This window comes from Aquirufa sp. A-Brett2-W8, assembly GCF_054558755.1.
The window spans coordinates 48,931-71,052 of sequence record NZ_JBPXKS010000004.1; the positions used below are offsets into that span (position 1 = coordinate 48,931).

General features: G+C 41.2%; 20 protein-coding genes. 3 read left to right on the forward strand and 17 right to left on the reverse strand.

Features of this window, described 5'->3' with window-relative positions:
• Positions 1–30: 30 nt before the first annotated feature.
• The gene (locus tag ACST13_RS03755) at positions 31–1,419 is read left to right on the forward strand and encodes an undecaprenyl-phosphate glucose phosphotransferase (RefSeq protein ID WP_459521886.1); all 1,389 of its coding nucleotides are present in this window, start codon (positions 31–33) and stop codon (positions 1,417–1,419) included.
• Here the strand turns inward: ACST13_RS03755 and ACST13_RS03760 are convergent.
• From ACST13_RS03760 to ACST13_RS03775, 4 genes are read right to left on the reverse strand one after another with little or no spacing between them, the layout of a single operon-like run.
• A complete protein-coding gene (locus ACST13_RS03760; protein ID WP_459521887.1) occupies positions 1,394–2,161 on the reverse strand; it encodes a WecB/TagA/CpsF family glycosyltransferase in 768 nt (255 codons plus the stop codon). The two genes, ACST13_RS03755 and ACST13_RS03760, sit on opposite strands and share 26 nt — an antisense overlap.
• On the reverse strand, positions 2,148–3,410 hold the full coding sequence (locus tag ACST13_RS03765; protein ID WP_459521888.1) for an O-antigen ligase family protein: 1,263 nt from the start codon (positions 3,408–3,410) through the stop codon (positions 2,148–2,150). Before ACST13_RS03765 ends, ACST13_RS03760 begins: the two co-directional genes overlap by 14 nt.
• The gene (locus ACST13_RS03770) at positions 3,397–5,034 is read right to left on the reverse strand and encodes a hypothetical protein (protein ID WP_459521889.1); all 1,638 of its coding nucleotides are present in this window, start codon (positions 5,032–5,034) and stop codon (positions 3,397–3,399) included. The genes ACST13_RS03765 and ACST13_RS03770 overlap by 14 nt, the downstream gene beginning before the upstream one ends.
• Entirely contained in the window at positions 5,028–6,596 is a 1,569-nt protein-coding gene (locus ACST13_RS03775; RefSeq protein ID WP_459521890.1) for a capsule assembly Wzi family protein, read from the reverse strand. Before ACST13_RS03775 ends, ACST13_RS03770 begins: the two co-directional genes overlap by 7 nt.
• 145 nt (positions 6,597–6,741) lie before the next feature.
• Between ACST13_RS03775 and ACST13_RS03780 the strand changes: the two genes are divergently transcribed.
• Positions 6,742–7,371 (forward strand): type IV toxin-antitoxin system AbiEi family antitoxin domain-containing protein, encoded by a 630-nt coding sequence (locus ACST13_RS03780; RefSeq protein ID WP_459521891.1) that lies wholly within the window; start codon positions 6,742–6,744, stop codon positions 7,369–7,371.
• A gap of 14 nt (positions 7,372–7,385) precedes the next feature.
• Complete coding sequence (locus tag ACST13_RS03785; RefSeq protein WP_459521892.1) at positions 7,386–8,258, forward strand: glycosyltransferase; 873 nt, start codon at positions 7,386–7,388, stop codon at positions 8,256–8,258.
• Here the strand turns inward: ACST13_RS03785 and ACST13_RS03790 are convergent.
• The 13 genes from ACST13_RS03790 to gmd all read right to left on the reverse strand — a co-directional run bounded on the left by ACST13_RS03790 (position 8,229) and on the right by gmd (position 22,122).
• Positions 8,229–9,680: a flippase gene (locus ACST13_RS03790; protein WP_459521893.1), complete on the reverse strand. Its 1,452-nt coding sequence runs from the start codon at positions 9,678–9,680 to the stop codon at positions 8,229–8,231. The genes ACST13_RS03785 and ACST13_RS03790 overlap by 30 nt on opposite strands.
• On the reverse strand, positions 9,680–10,501 hold the full coding sequence (locus ACST13_RS03795; protein ID WP_459521894.1) for a hypothetical protein: 822 nt from the start codon (positions 10,499–10,501) through the stop codon (positions 9,680–9,682). Before ACST13_RS03795 ends, ACST13_RS03790 begins: the two co-directional genes overlap by 1 nt.
• 2 nt (positions 10,502–10,503) lie before the next feature.
• Positions 10,504–11,196, reverse strand: a complete 693-nt coding sequence (locus ACST13_RS03800) for a glycosyltransferase family 25 protein (protein ID WP_459521895.1) — start codon at positions 11,194–11,196, stop codon at positions 10,504–10,506.
• Positions 11,189–11,908 carry a hypothetical protein gene (locus tag ACST13_RS03805; protein WP_459521896.1) on the reverse strand — a complete coding sequence of 240 codons (720 nt, stop codon included), beginning with the start codon at positions 11,906–11,908 and terminating at the stop codon, positions 11,189–11,191. Before ACST13_RS03805 ends, ACST13_RS03800 begins: the two co-directional genes overlap by 8 nt.
• Complete coding sequence (locus tag ACST13_RS03810) at positions 11,908–12,942, reverse strand: hypothetical protein (protein ID WP_459521897.1); 1,035 nt, start codon at positions 12,940–12,942, stop codon at positions 11,908–11,910. The genes ACST13_RS03805 and ACST13_RS03810 overlap by 1 nt, the downstream gene beginning before the upstream one ends.
• Positions 12,942–15,377, reverse strand: coding sequence for an SLBB domain-containing protein (locus ACST13_RS03815; RefSeq protein ID WP_459521898.1), 2,436 nt, complete (start codon positions 15,375–15,377; stop codon positions 12,942–12,944). Before ACST13_RS03815 ends, ACST13_RS03810 begins: the two co-directional genes overlap by 1 nt.
• A 160-nt stretch (positions 15,378–15,537) precedes the next feature.
• Entirely contained in the window at positions 15,538–16,623 is a 1,086-nt protein-coding gene (locus ACST13_RS03820) for a mannose-1-phosphate guanylyltransferase (RefSeq protein ID WP_459521899.1), read from the reverse strand.
• Positions 16,624–16,640: 17 nt separating this feature from the next.
• A complete protein-coding gene (locus ACST13_RS03825) occupies positions 16,641–17,207 on the reverse strand; it encodes a D-sedoheptulose 7-phosphate isomerase (RefSeq protein WP_459521900.1) in 567 nt (188 codons plus the stop codon).
• The gene (locus ACST13_RS03830; RefSeq protein WP_459521901.1) at positions 17,188–18,153 is read right to left on the reverse strand and encodes a bifunctional heptose 7-phosphate kinase/heptose 1-phosphate adenyltransferase; all 966 of its coding nucleotides are present in this window, start codon (positions 18,151–18,153) and stop codon (positions 17,188–17,190) included. Before ACST13_RS03830 ends, ACST13_RS03825 begins: the two co-directional genes overlap by 20 nt.
• Positions 18,154–18,161: 8 nt before the next feature.
• On the reverse strand, positions 18,162–18,713 hold the full coding sequence (locus ACST13_RS03835) for a sugar transferase (protein ID WP_459521902.1): 552 nt from the start codon (positions 18,711–18,713) through the stop codon (positions 18,162–18,164).
• A gap of 10 nt (positions 18,714–18,723) precedes the next feature.
• A complete protein-coding gene (locus ACST13_RS03840) occupies positions 18,724–19,695 on the reverse strand; it encodes a UDP-glucuronic acid decarboxylase family protein (RefSeq protein ID WP_459521903.1) in 972 nt (323 codons plus the stop codon).
• Positions 19,696–19,698: 3 nt separating this feature from the next.
• A complete protein-coding gene (locus ACST13_RS03845) occupies positions 19,699–21,015 on the reverse strand; it encodes a UDP-glucose dehydrogenase family protein (RefSeq protein ID WP_459521904.1) in 1,317 nt (438 codons plus the stop codon).
• A 21-nt stretch (positions 21,016–21,036) separates the two neighbouring features.
• Complete coding sequence (gene gmd, locus ACST13_RS03850) at positions 21,037–22,122, reverse strand: GDP-mannose 4,6-dehydratase (RefSeq protein ID WP_459521905.1); 1,086 nt, start codon at positions 22,120–22,122, stop codon at positions 21,037–21,039.

A 22,122-nucleotide genomic window follows, 5' to 3' on the forward strand; every position in this document is an offset into this window, starting at 1 on the left:
AATTTGTAAATTTGAGTGATAAAGATTTCCATGAACAAAAAGACTAATCGATTTATTCTAATCCGCTACATGAACGATGCCCTGGTGGTCATCGCGGCCTATTTAGTAGCGCTTTGGAACTTAGGACACCTCGATCAATGGAATCCATCCTTTATAATTCTTGCTTTAGTGATTTGGTATTTTGTCTCGTCATTTTCCAAACTCTATGCCGATAGACGCTCCAATAAGTTCGCCGAGGAAATCATTTTCATCCTTTACCACCTGATTTTATTTACCATTTTACTCAGTTCGAGTCTCTTCTTTTTGAAGCCGAGCGGAGTCTACGACTTTAGCTTTTTTGTCTATTTCATCGGTTCCAATTTCGTTTTAGCCGCTGTTACCAAGTATATTTTACGTAAGAATCGCCACGCTGCCTTCTACCAAGGACGGATGAATGACCTAGTTTTATTAGTGGGGGCGACTGCGGCGGCGAAGAATTTTTATGAAACGGTGGAGAAGTATTATTACTACGGGTATAAGGTAGAGGGGGTCATCGACGATGAAATGAATAACATTCAAGGCTGTGATTATTTAGGCAAAATTAGCCAACTGGATTTGATTTTGAAGTCGCGTTTCATTGATGAAGTGGTGATTGCCTTGCCTACAGAGGATTATTCGACCATTCAGCGTTGCATCAGTATCTGTGATTATTACCGGACCAAAGTCCGTATTTTGCCAGATTTCCAACAATATGCTACCTCCTCGGTGAGCATTCAGACCATCGGTCAAGTACCCGTAGTGAATGTGGGGCGACTTCCCCTGGACCGATTAGAAAATCGGATCTTAAAGCGCGTATTTGACGTCGTTTTTTCGATCGTATTTATGCTGACTTTTGGCCTCATCTTATTCCCATTAATAGCCCTGCTCATAAAAATAACATCGAAAGGTCCTGTTTTTTTCCGTCAAGAACGATGGGGGCTAAATAATGAGACCTTAACCTGTTATAAATTCCGGACGATGGTGAAAGAAAGCGAGGATGTGGATGAGAACGGGAATTACCAGCAAGCACAAAAAGAAGACCCGCGTATTACTTGGATTGGGGCCTTCTTACGCAAGACGAACTTGGATGAAATTCCGCAATTTTGGAATGTGTTATTAGGAGATATGTCGGTGGTGGGACCTCGTCCGCACCCGACTCCCTTGAACATTGAATCAATGAATACGGTAGATAATTACATGTTACGCCACATCGTTTTACCGGGAATTAGCGGCTGGGCACAGGTAAATGGGTGTAGGGGAGAGACGCGGACGACGGAGGATATGCAGGAACGCGTGGACTTTGATTTGAGTTATATTCACCGCTGGTCGTTTTGGTTAGATTGCCAAATCATCCTCCAGACCGTCATTAACTTCTTCAGGGGCGACCAAAATGCCTATTAAATTTTTGCTGGATGATGAGCGGAATGAACACCGGTGCCTCCACGAAATAGCGTCTAAACATCCGCTTAGGCTCCTGTAAGAATCGATACAACCATTCCAATCCACTTTTTTGCATCCACAGAGGCGCACGTTGAATCATCCCCGCTGCCACCTCGAATGCTCCTCCTATTCCGATGGCTACGTGCGTATCTAATTTCGCCAGATTTTCCGCGATCCAAATATCCTGTTTAGGAGCCGTTAAACTCACCAACAACATATCCGGCTTCACCGCATTGATCGCATCGATCATCTGCTGATTTTCTTCCTTCGAAAACACTTCTCTGAACGGCGGCACGAAGGTTCCCACAATCTTTATACCAGGGTGCTTCGCCTCCATCACTTTCTTCAACGTTTCCGCTACCCCGGGAGAAGCGCCGAGCAAAAATACAGTGAAATTTCGCGAAGCCGCAAACGGAAAAATCCGCGGCAACACATCCAAACCCGTAATGCGCTCCTTAATGGGATCCCCTAAGAATTCCGAGGCCCATTTCACGGGAACGCCATCGCAAAGAACGTAATCCGCGTGCTTGTAAATCGCTTGAACGCGCGCTGTCGCGCGCGCCGCCAATATCGAATTCACCGGCGTGATACACACCTGCGCCTTTTCACCCCCCTTAATCACGCGCTCCCAATCGCTGAACAATTCGTCCATCGTCAGCGAAGAGACCGGGGTGCCTAAAATATCTACCTTATGATGCTGCATCTAGTTCTGGTTCCGGTTCTGGGAAGAAATCCCCTAAAAAATACAAGCCCACCCAGGTCCAGAAGGGGAATGCTCCCATCGGTCCCTCTAAAAACACGTCGAAACTGCCGTTCAACCAAAACGTGAACAGCACGCAAGAAATCATCAATTGCTGGTCATTCAGTTGCCGTTTGAACATCGGTTTGAATAGGCAAACCAGCCAATAACACCATAACAAAAACAGCGGCCAGCCGAAGCGAGCCAAAATCGTTAAATTAAAATTATGTGGCGAGCGCAAATCATCCACATCCGTATTCACGTCGTCACTATCCGCTAAACTCATCCCCAGCCCTTTCCCTTGAATAGCGTATTCCGGCGTAATGCTGTAATCAATAATATTGGCCCACCAGATAAGACGCCATACTTTGTTTTTATCCAAAGTCGCATCCGTACTCACCCCAAAAATCGACCCCACATTCTCCACTAACTGCTCCATTCCTACTTTACGCCCTTGGAAGTTTTCCTTCACCTTAATGGACGCATACAGCGGCAAAACGATCAACAAGATAATAGGCAAATAGCGGGCATATTGTTTGAACAAATTACGCATTTCTTCCCGCTTCGTGTAGAACACAAATAGTCCTAAGCTGATTAAATAAGCTAGCATTCCGGACCGAGAATAGGCCGTAATGATCAAGAGATTTAATAAAATAGCCACGGCTAAAGTCACCTGAAAACGGATCGATCGGTGGTTCAAATACAGCATTAATACCAAAGAGGAAATCAATAAATGCACCCCCATATCGCCGTATTTATAGAGCGCGAAGGGAACGGATCCGAAGAGGATGAAATTCTCGAAGAATTCGGAGAAGTTTTGGAAATAAAAATTCAACAGGGCGAAAAACGGGAACCACGTATAGATCAAAATAATATATCCCCATAATTGCGCGCGTAAATCTTTAAATAGAAACACGAAGAAGGCAAACCAAGCATACTGGATCACGAAAGAGTCGCGAATCACATCAAATAACGCATAAGACCGTAATCCCCAGCCGATATAGCCTACGGTGACCGCCAGTAAAAACGCTAAAATCTTCGTCCGCTTATCCCAGCCAAAAGCGTATTCCTTGCGCGTTAAAAACAACACGATAAATCCCCCCGCCCACAAAGCCTCCGCCAAAAAACTATACGCAATCCCCTTGTTAAAGAACACATAGAGTGCCATAACGAAGAAATAGACCTGCAAGTACAGCTTTTTAACGACGTCCATTGATCTCGTATTTAAGCGAAACCTGCCACTGCTGGTTCGTATAATCCGACTTCGTAGAGGATTCAGACCAATCTGCCTTTTCGTCCTCAATTCGCACCCACATGTAATTATTCACAGATGTCTGCAAATAAGAGGCCCCTATCAGCAGGTTTTTGGTAATCCCAATTTGCGCCTCGACGCCAGTCATCAGATTCACCCAATAGCGGTTTTCATAACCACTTCCGTAGTATTGGTACACGTAGAAATCATTGTTTTTCGCCACTCGCTCCGCATGTAGACGGATCAAACTACGGCCGCGGTGAAAGCTCAAATGAACCGTTTGGCTATTCGAACCCGGACCGATGGATGCTCCCAGTACCTTCGCGTTATGCGTATATCCCTGCCGCATTTGCGTGCTGGTGTACCAGCTGTTGCGTAGCGGTTCCCCGCCCGGTTGTGTATTATCGATCACTAAACCGGGATCCATCAACTGTAATTGCGTGAATTCGATGCCTAATAGTAAGTAGGATTTTTGTTTTTTGCCCAAAGGAAATAGCTTCCGACCCCCTAGCACAAAACCCGTCTTCGTGGAATCACCGAAGAAGCTGGCTGGCCCCACGACCTTATCTGGCTGACCTAATTCAACATAAAATTCCGCATGGTCTTTTGGTAAAGCAAAGCGAAGCAAAAAAGCTCCTAATTGCATTCGAGGGTTTTCGACAAATGGCTTTCCAGGCTTAGGGTCTTCGTTTGTAAAGTAATTCTGTTGCGCAAAAGAGTAGCCTACATAGAAATTAGGCACCCATTTAGGCTGCCAGTTTACGATAAAGGCTTTCAACATGCGCTGAGAATTATTCTTGCTTTCAATTCCTCCCGCCCAGATAGGTCTGAAGTTCTTGTCCTCCGGAGATAACAATGAAGTGTTCTCTAGCATCCCGATGATCCCTTTCCCCTCGAAAGATCCGATGGGAGTAATGACCGGCTTTCGGTTTTGGACAAAATAATGCAAAAAACCAGACGCCTCATTCGTGAGCACTAAACTGTTTCTAAAGCCTGGACCCCACCAATTGTTCTCAGTAGAAACACCGGCAGCCACATTCCCTAATCGCAAGGCGACGCGCGACTGACCCGGGAAGAAATATTTCAAGGACTCAGTTCCGAAGCGACTATAAGCATCAATATTATTATTGATAATAAAGAACACACGTGTCCAATAATTCCCGTCCTGAGGGCTTCCTGCAAAAGGAATGGTATGCGAATTTTCCGCTTCCACCCATTCCGGCTGAAGATTCACATGCAGGAACTGCCAGGTAAAATGGACGCCCAGACTCCAGCGACGCTGAAAACCAACCGACGGATACATGTTCCCCTCGTTAAAGCCGAAGGGCAGTAGGTTATTGTTTTGAGACGTATGGCGCAATGAAATTCCTTGTAGTTTAAACTTATCTCCTATTCTTGATTCCAACTCTTGAAAACGAGATGTCGAACGAATCATAAACGATTGATTCTCGTATTTCGTCGAATCTGTCCCATGTAACAATTGCCCATTTCGCTGCACGTCCTGCAAACTAATATCATCCAGCAAAGTCGTCTGAGCGAAGACCGAGCAAGAGAGCAATAAGAGGCCTAGAACGTACTTTACCATAAGAAAATCGTATTAATGAAGGCGTAGATATTCGATTTCGAACGATCCTTTTCCCATAAATAATTGCTGGAATTGACCCATTTCACATCCGCCGTAAACAGCAGTTTTTTATAGCGGTATCCGCCTTGTAAACCGTAGGCATAGTCATCCCATTTTATATTTCGGGTTGACACCGCATTCCCGCCAGTGACCGTAGTAGGTCGATTAGCCACGTGCTGAAAAGTCAAGCCTAACTTCGTCCAGCCTTGATTCCAGCTGACTGCGATAGATTGCGCATCATTTCCATGGCCTATTCCATTCGCAATGATCTGGTTATTATTCGTAAAACCCTCGTATACTTGCCCGTGTTCATACCAGTTTCCTGCCCCCCGCATGAGATATGATGGCGTTTCGGACATCTTCGACGCTTCCGCTTGCAAGGAAATAAAGGTGCGCGCATTCAATGGATGTAATTTCTTAAAGCCGACAACCCAGGCCGCCGAGTGGGACATATCGAGCATCAAATCACGCAGGTTTTGTTTCGCATCATTATAGCCAAATTCCGCATAGACTTCTGCGTGATTCTTCGGCATTAACCAACGGGTGGAAAGACTCAATATCTGGTCTTTGCTCAGTGTATCGTCATTATAATCGCTCTTGAATAAATTGTTCAACACCGGTAAATAGGTGTTCATGAATCTTGCGCCAGGACGATCCACCTCGTAGTTTTGAAAGGCCCTTTCAACAGAGAAAAAGACATTTTTTAAGAAGCGCGGCTGATACGTCAAGATGATTCCATTGTATTGCCGATTTTTCGGATTAGCCGCTAGATCCCTCCTCTTCAATAAGTTATTCTCAAATCCCTGCAAGGAATCCCGTGTCATTCTCCCCAAAATCAATTGGAATTCGAAAGTCCCTATCGGAGTCTTCAAGGGCCGTGTGGTGTTCAAACTATAATGCTGAAAACCAGCCGCATTATTCGTCATCAATAGCGAAGAATAATGTCCTGGTCCCCACCAAAGGTTCTGGTTTGACACCCCTAGCGAAATTCCTCCTGCCTCTAATCGCACGGAGGATTGACCTAAACTAATACGATCCAAAGATGGATTCACCTGTCCCCAGCCATCACTCGTTTCATAATCCCCGGAAGCTGTGTGAACAAATTCGGGTTTAAACTGTATATGTAAAATGCTAAAACGGGCATAAATTCCGGCACTGGCTTGCATTTGGTATCCAGTTGAGTTCGACATTGCCTGATCATTCCAGCCATAAGGGCGGGACGTATTTAGCTTTTGAGAGAGAGACGCGGGCAATAAAATGGCTTGGAATAACCCTTTTTTATAACTTTTGATAGTATCATTGGCAGCCGGATCGATCAATCGGTACAGATCTTGGTAACTTTGCTTTCCCGTAGAATAAAAGGGCCTAGCCAGCATAGATTGACTGGCGTCTACTTTCCCTAATAGTTGCAGATTGCGAACTTGCTCATCGATGTCGGAGAATCCGATGGGGATGGCGTTTTGGGCCCATAATGGAGTCCCAAACAAACACAAAACGAAACAAAGCGACAGCAAAAACTTCATAAACAAAGTTAGGAATAATCCGGTGCTGAACAAAAGGGGGGAAAATGCTAAAAAACAAAGTATGCATTACTAATATGCAAGAGTTTATATTACTAATGCACACTTATAATTAATATATTTCTTATATTTGTTAATTATAACAATTATGAGAAACAGAATAAGCTTTCTGGCCTTCTTGGAACAACTGGAAGTCTTCGGTGTTTTCAACACGCAAGACATCTATAAAGCATTTCCACACTTTGACTCTAGGCGTCTTGTGGAATGGCAAGCGAAAAATTACTTGCAAAAATTATCAAATAAGTGGTATTGTTTTGCCAAAATGGAGCGTTCGGAATTCTCACAATTTAGGGTAGCGAATTTGCTTTGCAAACCCTCTTACATCTCATTAGAGTCTGCTTTTGACTACTATGGACTGATACCAGAGTCTTCTTTTAGTTCGACCTCGGTCACCACAAAAAAAACATCCCATTTTGAGAATGATCGAGGTAATTTCACCTATCGATCCATCAAGAATAGTCTCTTTTTTGGATACAAAACGCTCTATACAAGTCAGGGGCCTGTATTAATGGCGGAACCAGAAAAAGCTATTTTAGATTACCTGTATCTCCATCCTGAAATCCAAACAATAGCAGATATGGAAGCCCTTCGATATAATGCGGATGTTTTAAAAGCAATTGATTGGGAGAAATTTATGTCATATTTGAGCCTATTTGATTCCCGGGCTTTGGAAAAAAGAGTAAAGGTATTAACTTCCTACCTTCGAAGCATCCTATGAAACTCTCCGTCTCCATGATCACCTTCCAGGGTGCGGCTTATCTAAAGGCGCAAATGGATTCGATTTTAGGCCAAAGTATTCCCGTTCACGAAGTTATCGTCTGCGATGATGGTTCTACGGACGAAACTCATGCCATTTTAACAGAATATGCCGCAAAACATCCACAAATTCAGCTTCATTTCAACGAGAAAAACCTAGGCACCGTAGCTAATATGCAGCAATGTCTTCGCAAGACTAGCGGAGATATCATTTTTCTAGCGGATCAGGATGATGTCTGGTTACCTACCAAAGTAGAAAAGACGCTTGCCTTTTTCCAAGAACACCCGGACGCAGGCGCCGTTTTTAGCAATGCCAGCATCATAAACGCTGAGGGAAAGACACAAGAAGATATGACTTTATGGGACATTATCGGGTTTCCGTATGACCAAGTCGAACTAATAGATTTTGAGAGACGTGTAGACAATGTAGTGACGGGTGCCGGATTAGCTTTTAAGCGAGATTCCGAATTATTACAAAAGGACATCCCGCAGCTGCCCGGATTATTGCACGACGGATGGATCGGTCTTTATTTTGCCGCAAAGAACGCCCTCCAGGCTAACCCGGAAAAACTATTTCAGTACCGCAACCATGCTAATCAGCAAGTAGGAGGAAAAATAGCTGAAAGATCACAATTACTTGATTTCAACTATGCTTTGTATGACGGCATTCCTGTGATGAAGGATTATAAAACCTGGAAAGAGTCTATGAAGAGGCTTTACACGAACTTGGATTTGCCTTATATGAACAAGGAAAAGATTCAAGAACAAATTGATTTATATGCGGAATACGGGAAGACCTATTTCCAGCTGCGTGCTAGTTTATTCCTCTTTGTTAAAGCGATCCGCTAAGCGATTCCATTGTGTTCGATAAATGGTATCAGGCAAGATAAACAATTGCAGCAGCACAAACCAAGCCAGCGAAAATACCCCTATCACGAGCAATCTCAGTAAAAGCGTGGGCACAAAGAGTTTGAACAAGAGCACGATTCCTACATAAGGAATTAAGCCCAAAAGCTGCTGAAAGAACACGATCGTGTAATTAGAAAGCGAAATTTCGTTCCGCGTGAAGAAGATGAAAGCGATACAAACCGCTAATTCAGTGAATAGAATCGTTATCGCTGCACCGTTTTCTTTGAAAGTAGGCACTAATTGAATCGCACAGATTATGCTGATAAACATACCAATCAGCGCAGAAATAAGGATGGATTTGTCCTTGCCTACGGCACTGAGGATTTGGAAGCCAAAAATCCCCGACATACTAATGATCAAAATCAGCGGAGCTGTGATTTGCAGTGGTAAAATCGCTCGATCAAACGCGGTTCCTAGCAAGATATGAATGATCTCTGGTGCGCATAGAACGATTCCTAGCACCAAGGGCATCGAAAGACTCACCAAAACATAGAAACACTGTTTTATAAGTAAAACGAAGGCCTCTTTCTCTCCCTTGTGGTACAAACTCACCAGCCCTGGAAACATCGCCACAGAGATCGCGCTCAAGACGCCTATCAATAATCGGTTTAACTTCAGCGCCGAGGAATAATAGCCCACACTTTCATTATCTGCTAAAAAGCCTAATAAGATCGTGTCTAATGAGAAGTAAACCGAGATCGTGAAGATGGTTAAAAACAACAAAGCCATCGGTTTAAGGTGTTTCTTCAACTCTAAGCCTGATACCGAAATGCCTGAAAAGTCGAGCAAATCCCAAAGTCTTTTGCCATTAAATAAGGCCAAAACCACCGCCAGCCCTACCTGCATCCGAAAATAGTTCACGTAATCATTCGTATTTCGAATGAACAAAAACACCGCAGCGATGAAGCACAGGCGAATCACGAGGGAACGAATGGCAATGAACTTGAATTGGTTCATCCCGGAGAAGAACCATTCTAATTGAAAAACTTGAAGAACAAAGTAGCCCAGTGCCCAAGAGAAGAGGGATTTCTCTTCCGCGAGTTGCGGAACCGCCATAATAAACCCAAGGAAAATAATGCTTAGGAGCATTGTTCCTAGCGCATTGATAATGAAAATTTCTGAGACGGTTTTCGTGAGCAAGGCGCGGTCTGAAGCCGCTTTGGCTACTTCGCGTATCCCATAAATAGGAATTCCTAGGGCGGCTAAAAGAACGAAATAACGGGCGAAACTCTCCGCAAAATTCAAGACCCCTACGTGCTCCGGACCCAGCGTTCGAGCCAAATACGGGAACGTGATCAGCGGGAATAACACCTGCGTAATCGCCAGTAACACATTATAAAAGACATTTTTCCGGGTCTCCATTAGCGGTAACTCGCGTCCACGATCAGTTTATATAGGTTTCGAATCATCCGGGGAATGCGTTGGATTTTGTGGGCCAAAGGCACTCCATTCACATAACGGCGATCCAATACTTGATAATGAAATGCCGAGTCAAAAAGCTCCGGCTTTTCCGCGGCCATGGCACGGCAAATACCTTGCACATAGCGAATCTCCTCTAGATTCGTCTTCCCATTCGAGAACACCCGGTTACCCGTGCGTATCGGACGCGCATGCTTTAGTTGCACCCCGTGAACCACCGCTGTTTTGGTTTTACCTATCAGACGTTGAATGGTCGGAATCAAATACACATCGAGTCCCGTACCAGAAATCGAATGTTTGAAATGTGGTCCTGCAGCCTGAAAAACGGCCTCGCTGTAGAAAGGGGACATAATTTCCACCCACCAGGATTCTTGGACTAAATAGCCCGGCTTGTGTATGAACTGTCGTAAATTATAATAGGAATCGTGGTTCAGACTTGGCTGAAATACGTCTAATTTCTCTAAAGTGGCAATAAAAAAGAGCTTGTTGAGATCGGAAACCGAGATGATTTGATCATCATCTAAAAAACCAATATAGGTCAAAGGCGTTGACTGTAGTCTGACATAAATATGCTGCATCACATCTCCTTTGCACTCTGATTTTATAGAAATATAATGAGCCACTTTTGAAGGCGCCTCCGCAACCGTACCGCTGTAATCGTATAATAACCAATCGAAAGCCGGCTCCGCGTCGAAATGGATATGGTCCATGGGGCTGGATTGGCCATCCCAAGTAATCGCCACGATAGATTTAGCTGTACTCATAATTAACAAAAGTACGATTGTATCGTGTTTCGACAATAGAAAATCATTCTAATTAATTCAGCGGTCATTAAAGAACTACGGCTCTCCCGTCGAATCAGTGAATCAGACGTTCGCCAGGTTGAAATCACTTCTGGTATAATGCTTCCTATAGAAATCTCCGTAGGATCCACAAATCGCTTGTACATATCTACCGGATAAGCTACCCGCGCCGTTTTTTGTAACAAATACTTCGCGGCTTTCGCATTTAAGGAATATCCATAAGCTCCATAAACGGACTTAATCAAAGGTTCTCCTACTCCATTCTTTTTCGTGGAACGTTTCAGGCTGGCATAACCATTCCAAGCGCCCCAGAAGAACAGATCGTATTTCTCTGCCGTTTCTGGTTTCAAAAGTTCTGCCTTCATTATCCTGCTATCTGATTCTAATACTAGAAAATGCTCCTCCGTCTTTCCTCGTGCGATTAACCGCCACACCTTGCGGTGACTCAAAACCACCCCTATCTCCGTCGCTAATAAAGCTTTGCCAGTCCGCTTGCGAGACTTTTCAATCAGGTCCTCTAAAAAAGGAACGTGTACACGTGACGGGAAAACAGGCTCCACTAACTCTAAACCAGACAACTCAGATCGCATCTCCTCCACATGAGCCTTACGCTCTGTCTCGTGATCAGCAAAAAGGACGAACGCACGTTTAAACATGGGTGAATTGGCTAAACGTGCTGAAAGATCCAGAAGCTAAAGCATCCGGTGTGAAGAAATCCTGCTTGCCTCCATCCGGGTACAGAATAAAATGAGGCTTGCGGCATAGGAAGGCTAGGTGCAAGGGTAAAGAGTCTGCCGCCACCACGTAATCTGATGCCTGAATCAAGTCGATTAATTGCTCGAAATTGGAATACTCTGCACCGAACCGAGCTACTCGCCCATCAATCCGCGCCAAAATACCCTCTGGAATGATACGTTTAGGCAAACGTGCATCTGGCAAAATCAACACCTTGTCTCCTTGTTTTTTAAGCCCTTTAGACTTCAAACCATAAGCCGCATAAACCGGGGCTCCCGTTTCGAAAAACGCCTTAAACGAATGACCAGTGATGAAATTCAAGAGGCCCACTCGCGCGCTTTGTTCGACGAAATCAATATAGCCAGGATTCGCGCGCGTATATTTCTTGATTTTAGCTAATTGAAGGAATGTGTCAAAACTCAAAAATCCCCGATTTGTAAATAAGTTTAATTGTGAACCTGTAATTCCGAAATCCACAAATTCTATAGAACGAGGCGCAATACAGCCACGGGAAATAAGCGCATCATAAAGAGGTTTCAAATGCAAAGAAGCAACGATTACATCGGTCGCAGCTAGGGCTTGCACCGCTATCGCAAAATCTCCGTAAGCGCGCAACAGAAACACCCGACGCATTATTTATCCGTATAAAGGTAGAGGCAAAGGAATAATCCGACCAATAATCCGGCGAACATGCCGACGAAACCTAGAAATCCATAGGATTTACGATCGTCCATTAGTGGGAATTTAGGCACATCGAGTAGTTGAATGACCGGCGTCTGAGAAACAAGGGCAATACGACTCATCTCTAAGTTTTTCGTAACCTCCGCATAGATGCTAAACACAATCGATTTATCACGAGAACTCACTTCCGCGGGAACTGACATTGATTTAAATGCCACATTCGGATCTAGGATCTGGAAAGAAGCTGCATTGTATGATTTAGCATTTAAAACGCGCAATAAGGAATCCCCACGTGCCTGCAAACGCTTCACATTCGCTGCTGCATTACTCGTTTTTACATTCACGTAATACGTTGTCGTCTCTTTCAATAAACGCTCTGCGAAGTTCTTCGAGAACACTTGGTTTTGAGAAACCGTCACAATCTTAAAGATGGTTCCCTTTTTGTTCAAGCGATCTACTGAAACATTTTTCTTAGCGATTTGATCGTACATGACATAAAGAACAGAGTCCTGATAAACGGAATGAGCCGGCGCAACAACAGACGCTGCCGGAATAGCAAAGGAAACAGGAGCCGGTAAACGCTCCCCTAAACCCGTAAAATATAAATATAAATCGGCTAAGGTCTTTCCTGAATTCCCTGAAATAGGCGTCAACAAAACTTTCTCAATAATAACTCGGGACTTGATGATATCTAAGATATTGTCACCACTGAAAACACTTGAACCTCCGCCACCTAAGCTACCCAGATCCAATCCTACCTGCGAAGCAATCCCAGCTAAGCCTCCGCCACTCGCTGATTTCTCCTCGAGAATAAACGTGGTAGATGCCGCATAAGCAGGCTTCTGCATAGCTCGGTAAATCAGAGGAAGTACAAGACCTACGACCGCACAAAAAGTGATCAATATAAACTGAGAGCGCAAATAGCTAAGGAATCGCTTGATCGATTCAATAACATCCCCTAAAACGATGGTTTTCTTGTCTGCCATTATTTCACCGTGTTAATTAATGCTATAATTAAGCCTCCTAAAGAGGCTAAGCCCGTTCCCATGGCGATATACTCTGGCGTAGAAATAGGTCTTTTATCTTTTTTAGCAGGAACATATACCTCCGCACCTGGCTCTAAGCTAGGGTAGAAGCGGAAGAATAGGAATCGTTTCGTAGTTTTGATTTCACCATTAGGACGTACCATGTAGGCATAGCGGCGTGATGCGTTAGGAGCAAACCACCCGGATTCTGAGATTAAGCGGCGGAAGCCTAGGCCGCTGTGGTAGGCGATTTGGCGAGGTACATTGACTGCACCAAAAGTCTGCACCGTCTGCGTTAATTTAGGTACCTTAATCACGTCTCCCTCTTCTAAAATAATATCATAAAGCGATCCTGGCTTCTCCATCGCCTCCGCTAGGCGAATTCCTACGGGCTTTTGGTCCACTAATAAACCATTCACATTCGACGCAATTTTCGCCGTATCCGTGGCTGCAAAAGAATTACCAGAACTACGCTTCGATTGATTCGAAATTGTATTGATCTTCGACGAGAATAATGCCTCATCAGCAGATGTTTGGTTCACATGTGTCTTACGCAATAAGATCGCGCCTGTCGCATAACCTGTTTGTTTTAAACCACCTGAACGCGCAATGATATCGGAAAGACGCTCCTTGTTTCCAGACAATGTATAATTCCCTGGATAAAGCACTTCGCCCTCTACTGAAACCGTAATTTGTGTACGATAAGAAGGAGATTTACGCACGGAAACAATGTCAAAAGGCTGTAAAATGAAATTCAATTCCTCTGCCGAAGAAGAACCTAAATCAATCGAATGAATAATCGAATAAGCCGTCGTATCTGAAGTAGATGTAGATAACAAACGACGCGAAACCTCGATGCGAGAACGGGATGCCCCCTCTTTAAAGCCATCCGCTAGCAGAATCAGATCTTGCACGCGCATGTTATCAGCAAACGAGAAAGTCGCCGGACGATTTACCTCGCCATTTATTGTCACAGAATACGCTTCGCGCAAACTCATAATCGGATAAATATGAATCTTATCTTCGCGTTGTAAACGAATATCTGTTTTTCCTGAAAGCACGTCCTTTACATTAAAAGGCAACATTGAAGGCGTTAAATCAGGATTCAAGCGACTCAGTAGTGCGCGTTCTATAGAAGCATTCTCCTTCACACGAACTGCCGTTAATAAATCTTTTAGGTTAGTGAATTCGTTCAAGCCATATTCCCCGGGATAATATACCGCTCCGTCGATAAAGGCTCTATTAGTGAAAGTAGTAGGTAAAGTGTCCACGATCAAGGAATCCCCTGATTGCAACATAAATGAAGCAAGCGCCTCTGTCCTCACAGATTGTACTTCATAGCCCCCTGATCCCATCCGCTTCACGCGAATGCGCTCCTTGAATGCGTCATCTGCAAAACCGCCCGCATAGTGCAGGATATCGGCTGCACTTTCGCCTTTCTTCACATCAAATAAAGCCTTTTTCTTCACGGCACCACTCACTGCCACGCGTGACTCGTAAGTTCCTACGCGGATTACATCGTCGTCTTGCAGGAGTCTGTTTTTAGATAAATCACCTTTCAGTAGGAAGTCATATAAGTCTAAGGTTGTAATCGTTTTCCCGTTCCGCACTAATTCAATCTTGCGGAAAGACCCTAGATCTGACGGACCACCAGAGGCATACAGGGCATTCATCAAGGTAGATAGGGACGATACGGTATAGTTACCCGGCTTCTTCACTTCGCCCACTAAAGTAACCCGGATAGAACGTAATTGACCTAAAGAAACCATCACTTTCGTACTTCCGCCAGCGATGGTTGTGTAAATTTTCGAGGCAGCCTCCCGAATACGCACGTGCGCTTCTTCGATGGTTAAACCGCTTACTTTGATAGGCCCTAGATTAGGGAAACGTATAAAGCCTTCTGTGCTGACCTTAAGTTTTTTCGTACTTTCACTTAAACCATAGATATCCACAATTAACTCATCCCCCACGCCTATCACGTAATTCCGCGGGGTGGAAATGGTCAAATTAGGCTCGAAGCTCAGGTTTTGGTTTTCGAAAATTTCGGATCCAAAAACGCGTAGGCCCGAAGGTGCTGCAGAAGGTCCTGACATTTCAATCTTCTTGCGAGGAATAGTTACTTCATCCTTCGTTTTCGTCTTATAGGCATTAATGGAGGTCGCCGTTAAGGGATCCATCTCCGCGATACGACGATTTAAAATGATGATTTGATCAGCCGGAAGACCTTTAGCCTTCATAATCTGCTCGATCTCCTCCGGCGCTCTTCCCTGCAATTGGTAGCGAACCATAATCTGCGCTAATTGCTGATCGCTGATATTGTTAATATCTACCGGGATATCCTGAGCCAAAGCCGGAAGGGATAATAACACAAGTATAAATATTCTGAATGCTTTCATTTCGAACTGATTTTAGTTAAAACGTCAATTGTTCTAACCACACTAGTGTAAAAATACTATTTTAATAATAAAGGAATAAATTTTAGCCCATAAGTTTCTTATAATTAAAAAGCCAAGAAAAATTTCTTGGCTTTTTTTATTAAGTTAAAAACATATTTATTTACTCATAATTAGACCCATAAGTAGAAACCATATCCGCTGCTACTTTCTTAATCGATTGTTCCTCACTTTTCGGATAAATCAATAAAACGTTTTCGTCATCAACCACAATATAATCTTGCAAACCTTTAATTACAACTGCCTTTTTTGACTGAACATTGATAAGAGAATTATATGTATTTTCAAGAATTGTATGTGGAGAGTTAATACTATTCTCGTTTTCGTCTTTACTTAAAACTTCATGTAAAGATGCCCAAGTACCTAAATCTGACCAACCAATCTCTGATGGGATAGTATAAACATTATCCGCTTTTTCTAAAATAGCATAATCTATCGAAATATTAGGGCTTTGAGGATAGAACTTGTTGATAAACCCTTGCTCCTCATTAGTATTGTAAAATTCGATGCCCTTTTCGAATATAGTATGGATTTCCGGAGCAAAATTAATAAAGGCTCTTTTAATTGATTGCGCACTCCATACAAATATCCCTGCGTTCCATAAATAATCCCCACTATCAATATATTCTTTTGCTTTTTCCAAAGGGGGTTTCTCTAAAAATGCCTTGACAGGATATGCCCCATCACTTAAAACTTCACCTTTATAGTAATTTATATAACCATACCCCGTGTCTGGTCTTGTAGGACTTATGCCTAAAGTTAAAATAGAATCATTTTTAGAAGCAAAATTCAAAGCGTTTCTTACATTTTCTAAAAATTGCTCTTCTTTTAAAATTAAGTGGTCTGATGGAGCTACAACAATGGTTGCCTCTGTGTTTTTCTTAAGTATTTTATATGAAGCGTAAGCGAGACACGGCGCAGTATTATTTCTCGAAGGCTCAAGTAATATATTATCACTGGGTAAAATGGGTAATTGCTTAATTACTAAATCTTTGTAATCGGCATTAGTAAGAACATATATATTCTCACTAGGCACGAGATTTAAAAACCTATCAAAAGTATATTGCAATAAGGATTTTCCTGTTCCTAGAATATCTATAAACTGCTTGGGAAAACTATTTCTACTTTTAGGCCAAAAACGGCTACCTACGCCGCCTGCCATAATTAAAACATATGAGTTATTATTCATTTATTTTCAACAAATTATTAAAAAGCACTATCAACCATTGAACAAATTAAATGACCTACCATTATGTGCATTTCTTGTACCCTAGCCGTAATCGGACTATTAATGTTTATATTCAAACTAGATATTGATTTTAATCGACCTCCGTCTTTTCCTGTTAAAGAAACCGTAAAGCAACCTAATTCGTTAGCCTTCTCAATAGCAATACAAGCATTTTCACTATTCCCACTAGTTGAAATCCCTAATACAACATCACCTTCATTAGCCAATGCTTCTACTTGGCGCCCAAAAACTTGATCAAAACCGTAATCATTCCCTATTGCAGTCAAAGCTGATGTATCTGTCGTTAAAGCAATTGCAGGTAACCCTTTTCGCTCTTTAACAAACCTTCCTGTAAATTCAGCTGCAATATGTTGAGCATCTGCCGCACTCCCACCATTTCCAAATAAAATTATTTTATTCCCATTGTTAATCGCATGAATAATTTGATTTGATGCAATTGCAATTTGAGAGGGGAGATCAAGCTTCAAATTACTAACTACATTAATGTGGTCTTGAATCTCCGCTTTAATTAAATCTAAATTCATCTTTAATTTGTTTTAATACTACATCAATTGTCGTGACACAACTTCCTACCTGCTGAATAACTATTGAAGCTGCAGCATTAGCAAAAATACAAGATTTTTCTAAAGGTATTTTTTTTGCACAACAAATTGCCAAACTAGCCAAAACTGTATCCCCAGCTCCAGAAACATCATAAATCTGAGAACTAATGGTGGGAATAATTTTAAATTCTTCAGATAAACAAGCTATGCCGTCTTCCGCAAGTGTAATAACAATCTTTTCTGTGTTCAAAGTTTTTTTTAGCTCTTTACAAACTGATTCAATTTCAATTTGCTCCCTTTCAAGCATTGAAATTGCTTCTTTTTTATTAGGCTTAAATAAATAAGCATTTGAAAATTTCTTAAAATCTTTGTCCTTAGGATCAACTATAGTTTTTACGCCATTTGCATTTGCTATAGCAATAATTTCTTCACAAAGCCGATAAGTTAGCACCCCCTTAGCATAATCTGAAAGTACAATAATATCAATAGTGGAAATATGTAATTTTAGGTGATTTAAAAAGTGGTTTTCTATATCTTTTGAAATCGCAAAATTATCCTCTGTATCAATCCTTAATAACTGTTGACCAGAAACCAATACTCTTTTTTTCAATGTTGTTTTTCGTGTTACATCTTCATAAATATTAGATGTATTAATGTTAAGCTGATCTACTAATTCTAAAACTTTTTTTCCGGTTTCATCTTTTCCTACCACGCTCATTATTTCACACTTAACCCCAAACGAAACTAAATTTTTTAATACATTTCCAGCCCCACCTAGCATATGCTTCTCGTTTTTTAAATTCACAACAGGGACTGGAGCCTCTGGAGAAATCCTCGTAGATGTACCTATTTGATAGGTATCGAGCATCAAATCCCCAATTATAAGAATATTAATATCCTTTAATGATTCTAATTCTTTAAAGTCCACTGGAATTATTAATGTGCTACGTTCTTACTAAAAAGAACATTTGTAATGGTTTTAATCAATATAAGTGAATCGAACCAAAAAGATTTTCGCTCTAAATATTCCTTTTCCAATTGAACTTTTAAATCAATTGAAATTTCATCTCTTCCATTAATTTGTGCCCAACCTGTTATTCCAGGAATTAAAGAATCTACGCCTTCCGCAATTCTTAAGTCCATTAAATCATCTTGATTATACAACGCGGGTCTGGGTCCTACAAAAACCATTTCCCCATTTATTATATTTAACAAATTCGGCAATTCATCTAAACTATATTTTCTTAAAAACTTCCCGATTTTTAAAACATAGTGATCTGGATTTTCTAATAAATGTGTAGCTACATTGGGCGTATCTAACTTCATAGTTCTAAACTTTAGAATCATGAAGAAGGAGCAATTTTGACCAACTCTTTTTTGTTCAAAAAAAACTGGGAATCCATCTTCCAGATAGATTAACAATCCGATTATAAAAAAAAATGGAGACAATAAGATAAATAGAAATATGGCAATTAATCGATTAATCATTTAACAAGGTTTAAAATTCTTTCGGTTTTGCAAACCAATCATTTTCTGGCAAAGCCTTAAAATATTCGTACGTCTTCTTAAGCCCTTCTGCCCTTTCAATTTTCGGCTCCCAATTTAATATTTCTTTGGCCTTCGAAATATCAGGTTTTCGCTGTTTCGGGTCATCTGCAGGCAATGGCCTATATACAATTTGAACTTTTGATTCTGTTAATTTTAAGACTTCTTCCGCAAAATCTTTCAAACTTATTTCGTTTGGATTTCCAATGTTGACTGGATTAGAATAATCACTTAGAAGCAATCGATAAATTCCTTCAACTAGGTCATCTACGTAACAAAAACTTCTAGTTTGAGACCCATCTCCAAATACCGTAAGGTTCTCCCCCCGAAGGGCTTGGCCGATAAAGGCAGGTAGAGCTCTTCCATCATTCAACCGCATCCTCGGACCATACGTATTAAAAATTCTAATTATTCTAGTTTGAACTTGATGAAATGTATGATAGGCCATGGAGATACTTTCCATATACCTCTTAGCTTCATCATAAACACCCCTAGGACCTATGGTATTTACATTACCCCAATACTCCTCTGTTTGAGGGTGAACTAAAGGATCTCCATATATTTCGCTTGTGCTTGCCACTAAAATTCTTGCACCTTTGGCTTTTGCAAGGCCTAAACAATTGAGTGTTCCTAAAGCTCCAACTTTTAATGTTTCTATTGGAATTTTTAGGTAATCTATCGGACTGGCGGGCGAGGCAAAGTTTAATATGTAATCAATTTCGCCTTCTATTTCAATGTATTCAGTAATATCATGAAGTCTAAATTCAAATTCTGGATTTGATTTTAAATGGACTAAGTTATTTTCATTGCCTGTGATTAAATTATCCATAGCAATTACTTTACATCCCTCTTTCAAAAACCGGTCACACAAATGTGAACCTAAAAATCCTGCCCCACCGGTAATTAAAACTCTCTTCCCTTTCATTAATTATTCCATATTTGATTTTCTTCCGATACTCTCATAATGATACCCGAGTTCTTCCATTTTATTAACTTCAAATAAATTTCTACCATCGAAAACAATTTTATTGCCATCCATAAGTAAGTCCATCCGATCAAAGTCAGGAGTTCTGAATTCACTCCATTCAGTAGCAATAATTAGAGCATTGGCCCCCTTAAGCGCATCATACTGATTTTCAACAAATCGAATTTTATCTCCTAAGACCGACATAACATTAGGCATTGCTTCTGGGTCATACGCTGTAATGGTTGCTCCTACGCCTATTAATGCATCTATTATAACTAAGGCAGGAGCTTCTCTGATATCATCTGTATTAGGTTTAAAAGCTAAGCCCCACAAAGCAAAATGCGTCCCTCTTAAATCATTCTTAAAATAGGTCTTAATTTTGTTCACTAGGTGAAGCTTTTGATATTCATTTACTTTCTCAACAGCCTTCAAAATTTCAAAATCATATTCTACCTCATCCGAAGACATAATCAATGCCTGAACATCTTTAGGAAAACATGACCCACCGTAACCTATTCCTGGGAATAGAAATCTCTTTCCTATTCTATCATCACTTCCAATCCCTTTCCGAACAAAATCTACATCAGCGCCAAGTTTCTCACACAGCTGTGCAATTTCATTCATAAATGAAATTTTTGTAGCTAAGAATGAATTTGCAGCATACTTTGTTAACTCTGAGCTTCTTTCATCCATAAAGATGATTGGATTTCCTTGTCTAACAAATGGAGCATAAAGGTCACTCATTATTTTTTTTGCTCTTTCTGACTTAGTCCCAATAACCACTCGATCTGGTTTCATAAAATCATCAACAGCAACTCCCTCCCTTAAAAATTCGGGATTACTAACTACATCAAAATCACCTTTGAAATTTTGAGAAATCGCCAATTGAACTTTATCTACGGTCCCAACAGGAACAGTACTTTTATTAACAATTACTTTATAGCTTTTCAGAATTTTACCTAAATGATCTGCCACTCCCAGAATATACTTCAAGTCTGCACTTCCATCGGCTCCAGGAGGAGTCGGTAAAGCAAGAAAAACAATCTCCGCATGTTCTATTGCTTCTTCTAAATTAGTTGTAAAAGTTAAGCGATTTTCCTTTATGTTTCTTAGAAACAGTTTCTCTAATCCAGGCTCATAAATAGTGATTTGACCACTCTTAAGCTTTATTACTTTGTTTGCGTCAATATCAACACACGTAACACTGTTGCCTGTTTCAGCAAAACATGTACCAGTCACTAATCCTACGTAACCTGTTCCTACAACTGTAATTTTCATAATCTAATTATAAAAGTTCTATTAATTTGATGATTTTGCGGCCAATTCCTTTTTAAATAAAACTAAGTCAGAAGCAACCATATCTTTTACAAGTGCAGGTAAATCATACTTAGGCTTCCATCCTAATTTCGTCATTGCTTTTGTTGGATCACCTATTAATAAATCTACTTCTGTTGGTCTAAAATATTTAGGGTCTACACGTACTACAACACTTCCCGCTTCAATCGCGTATTCTCCGTTATTCTCAATTACAACTCCCTCTTCATTTTCATTCTCGCCTCTAAATTCCAATTTAACCCCGATTTCAGCAAATGACATTTTCACAAAATCGCGGATTGTAGTCGTTATACCTGTTGCCAAAACAAAGTCCTCTGGCTTTTCTTGTTGAAGAATTAAGTACATCCCTTCGATATAATCTTTTGCATGTCCCCAATCTCTTCGAGAATTTAAGTTTCCTAGATAAACACATTTGTCTAAACCTAGAGCAATTTGTGCAGTTGCTCTTGTAATTTTTCTCGTTACAAACGTTTCCCCGCGTTGAGGGGATTCATGGTTAAATAAGATTCCATTACATGCAAACATCCCGTATGCTTCCCTGTAATTAACGGTAATCCAATACGCATACATTTTAGCGACCGCATAGGGCGAGCGTGGATAAAATGGCGTTGTTTCAGATTGTGGTACTGCTTGCACAAGACCATACAATTCAGAAGTAGATGCTTGGTAAATTTTAGTTTTCTCAACTAAGCCTAAAATCCTTACAGCTTCTAAGATTCTTAAGGTGCCAATACCATCAGCATTTGCAGTATATTCAGGAGTTTCAAAGCTTACATGAACGTGGCTCATAGCCGCTAAATTGTAAATTTCATCAGGCTTTACTTCTTGAATAATTCGAATCAAGTTAGTACTGTCTGTTAAATCTCCATAATGCAAGTGAAGATGACGATCGGGGATATGTGAATCTTCATAAATATGATCAATCCGTTGAGTGTTAAATAAAGAGGATCTTCTTTTAATTCCATGAACTTCATACCCCTTTTTCAATAGAAATTCCGCTAAATATGCGCCGTCTTGACCTGTAATTCCCGTAATTAGTGCTTTTTTCAT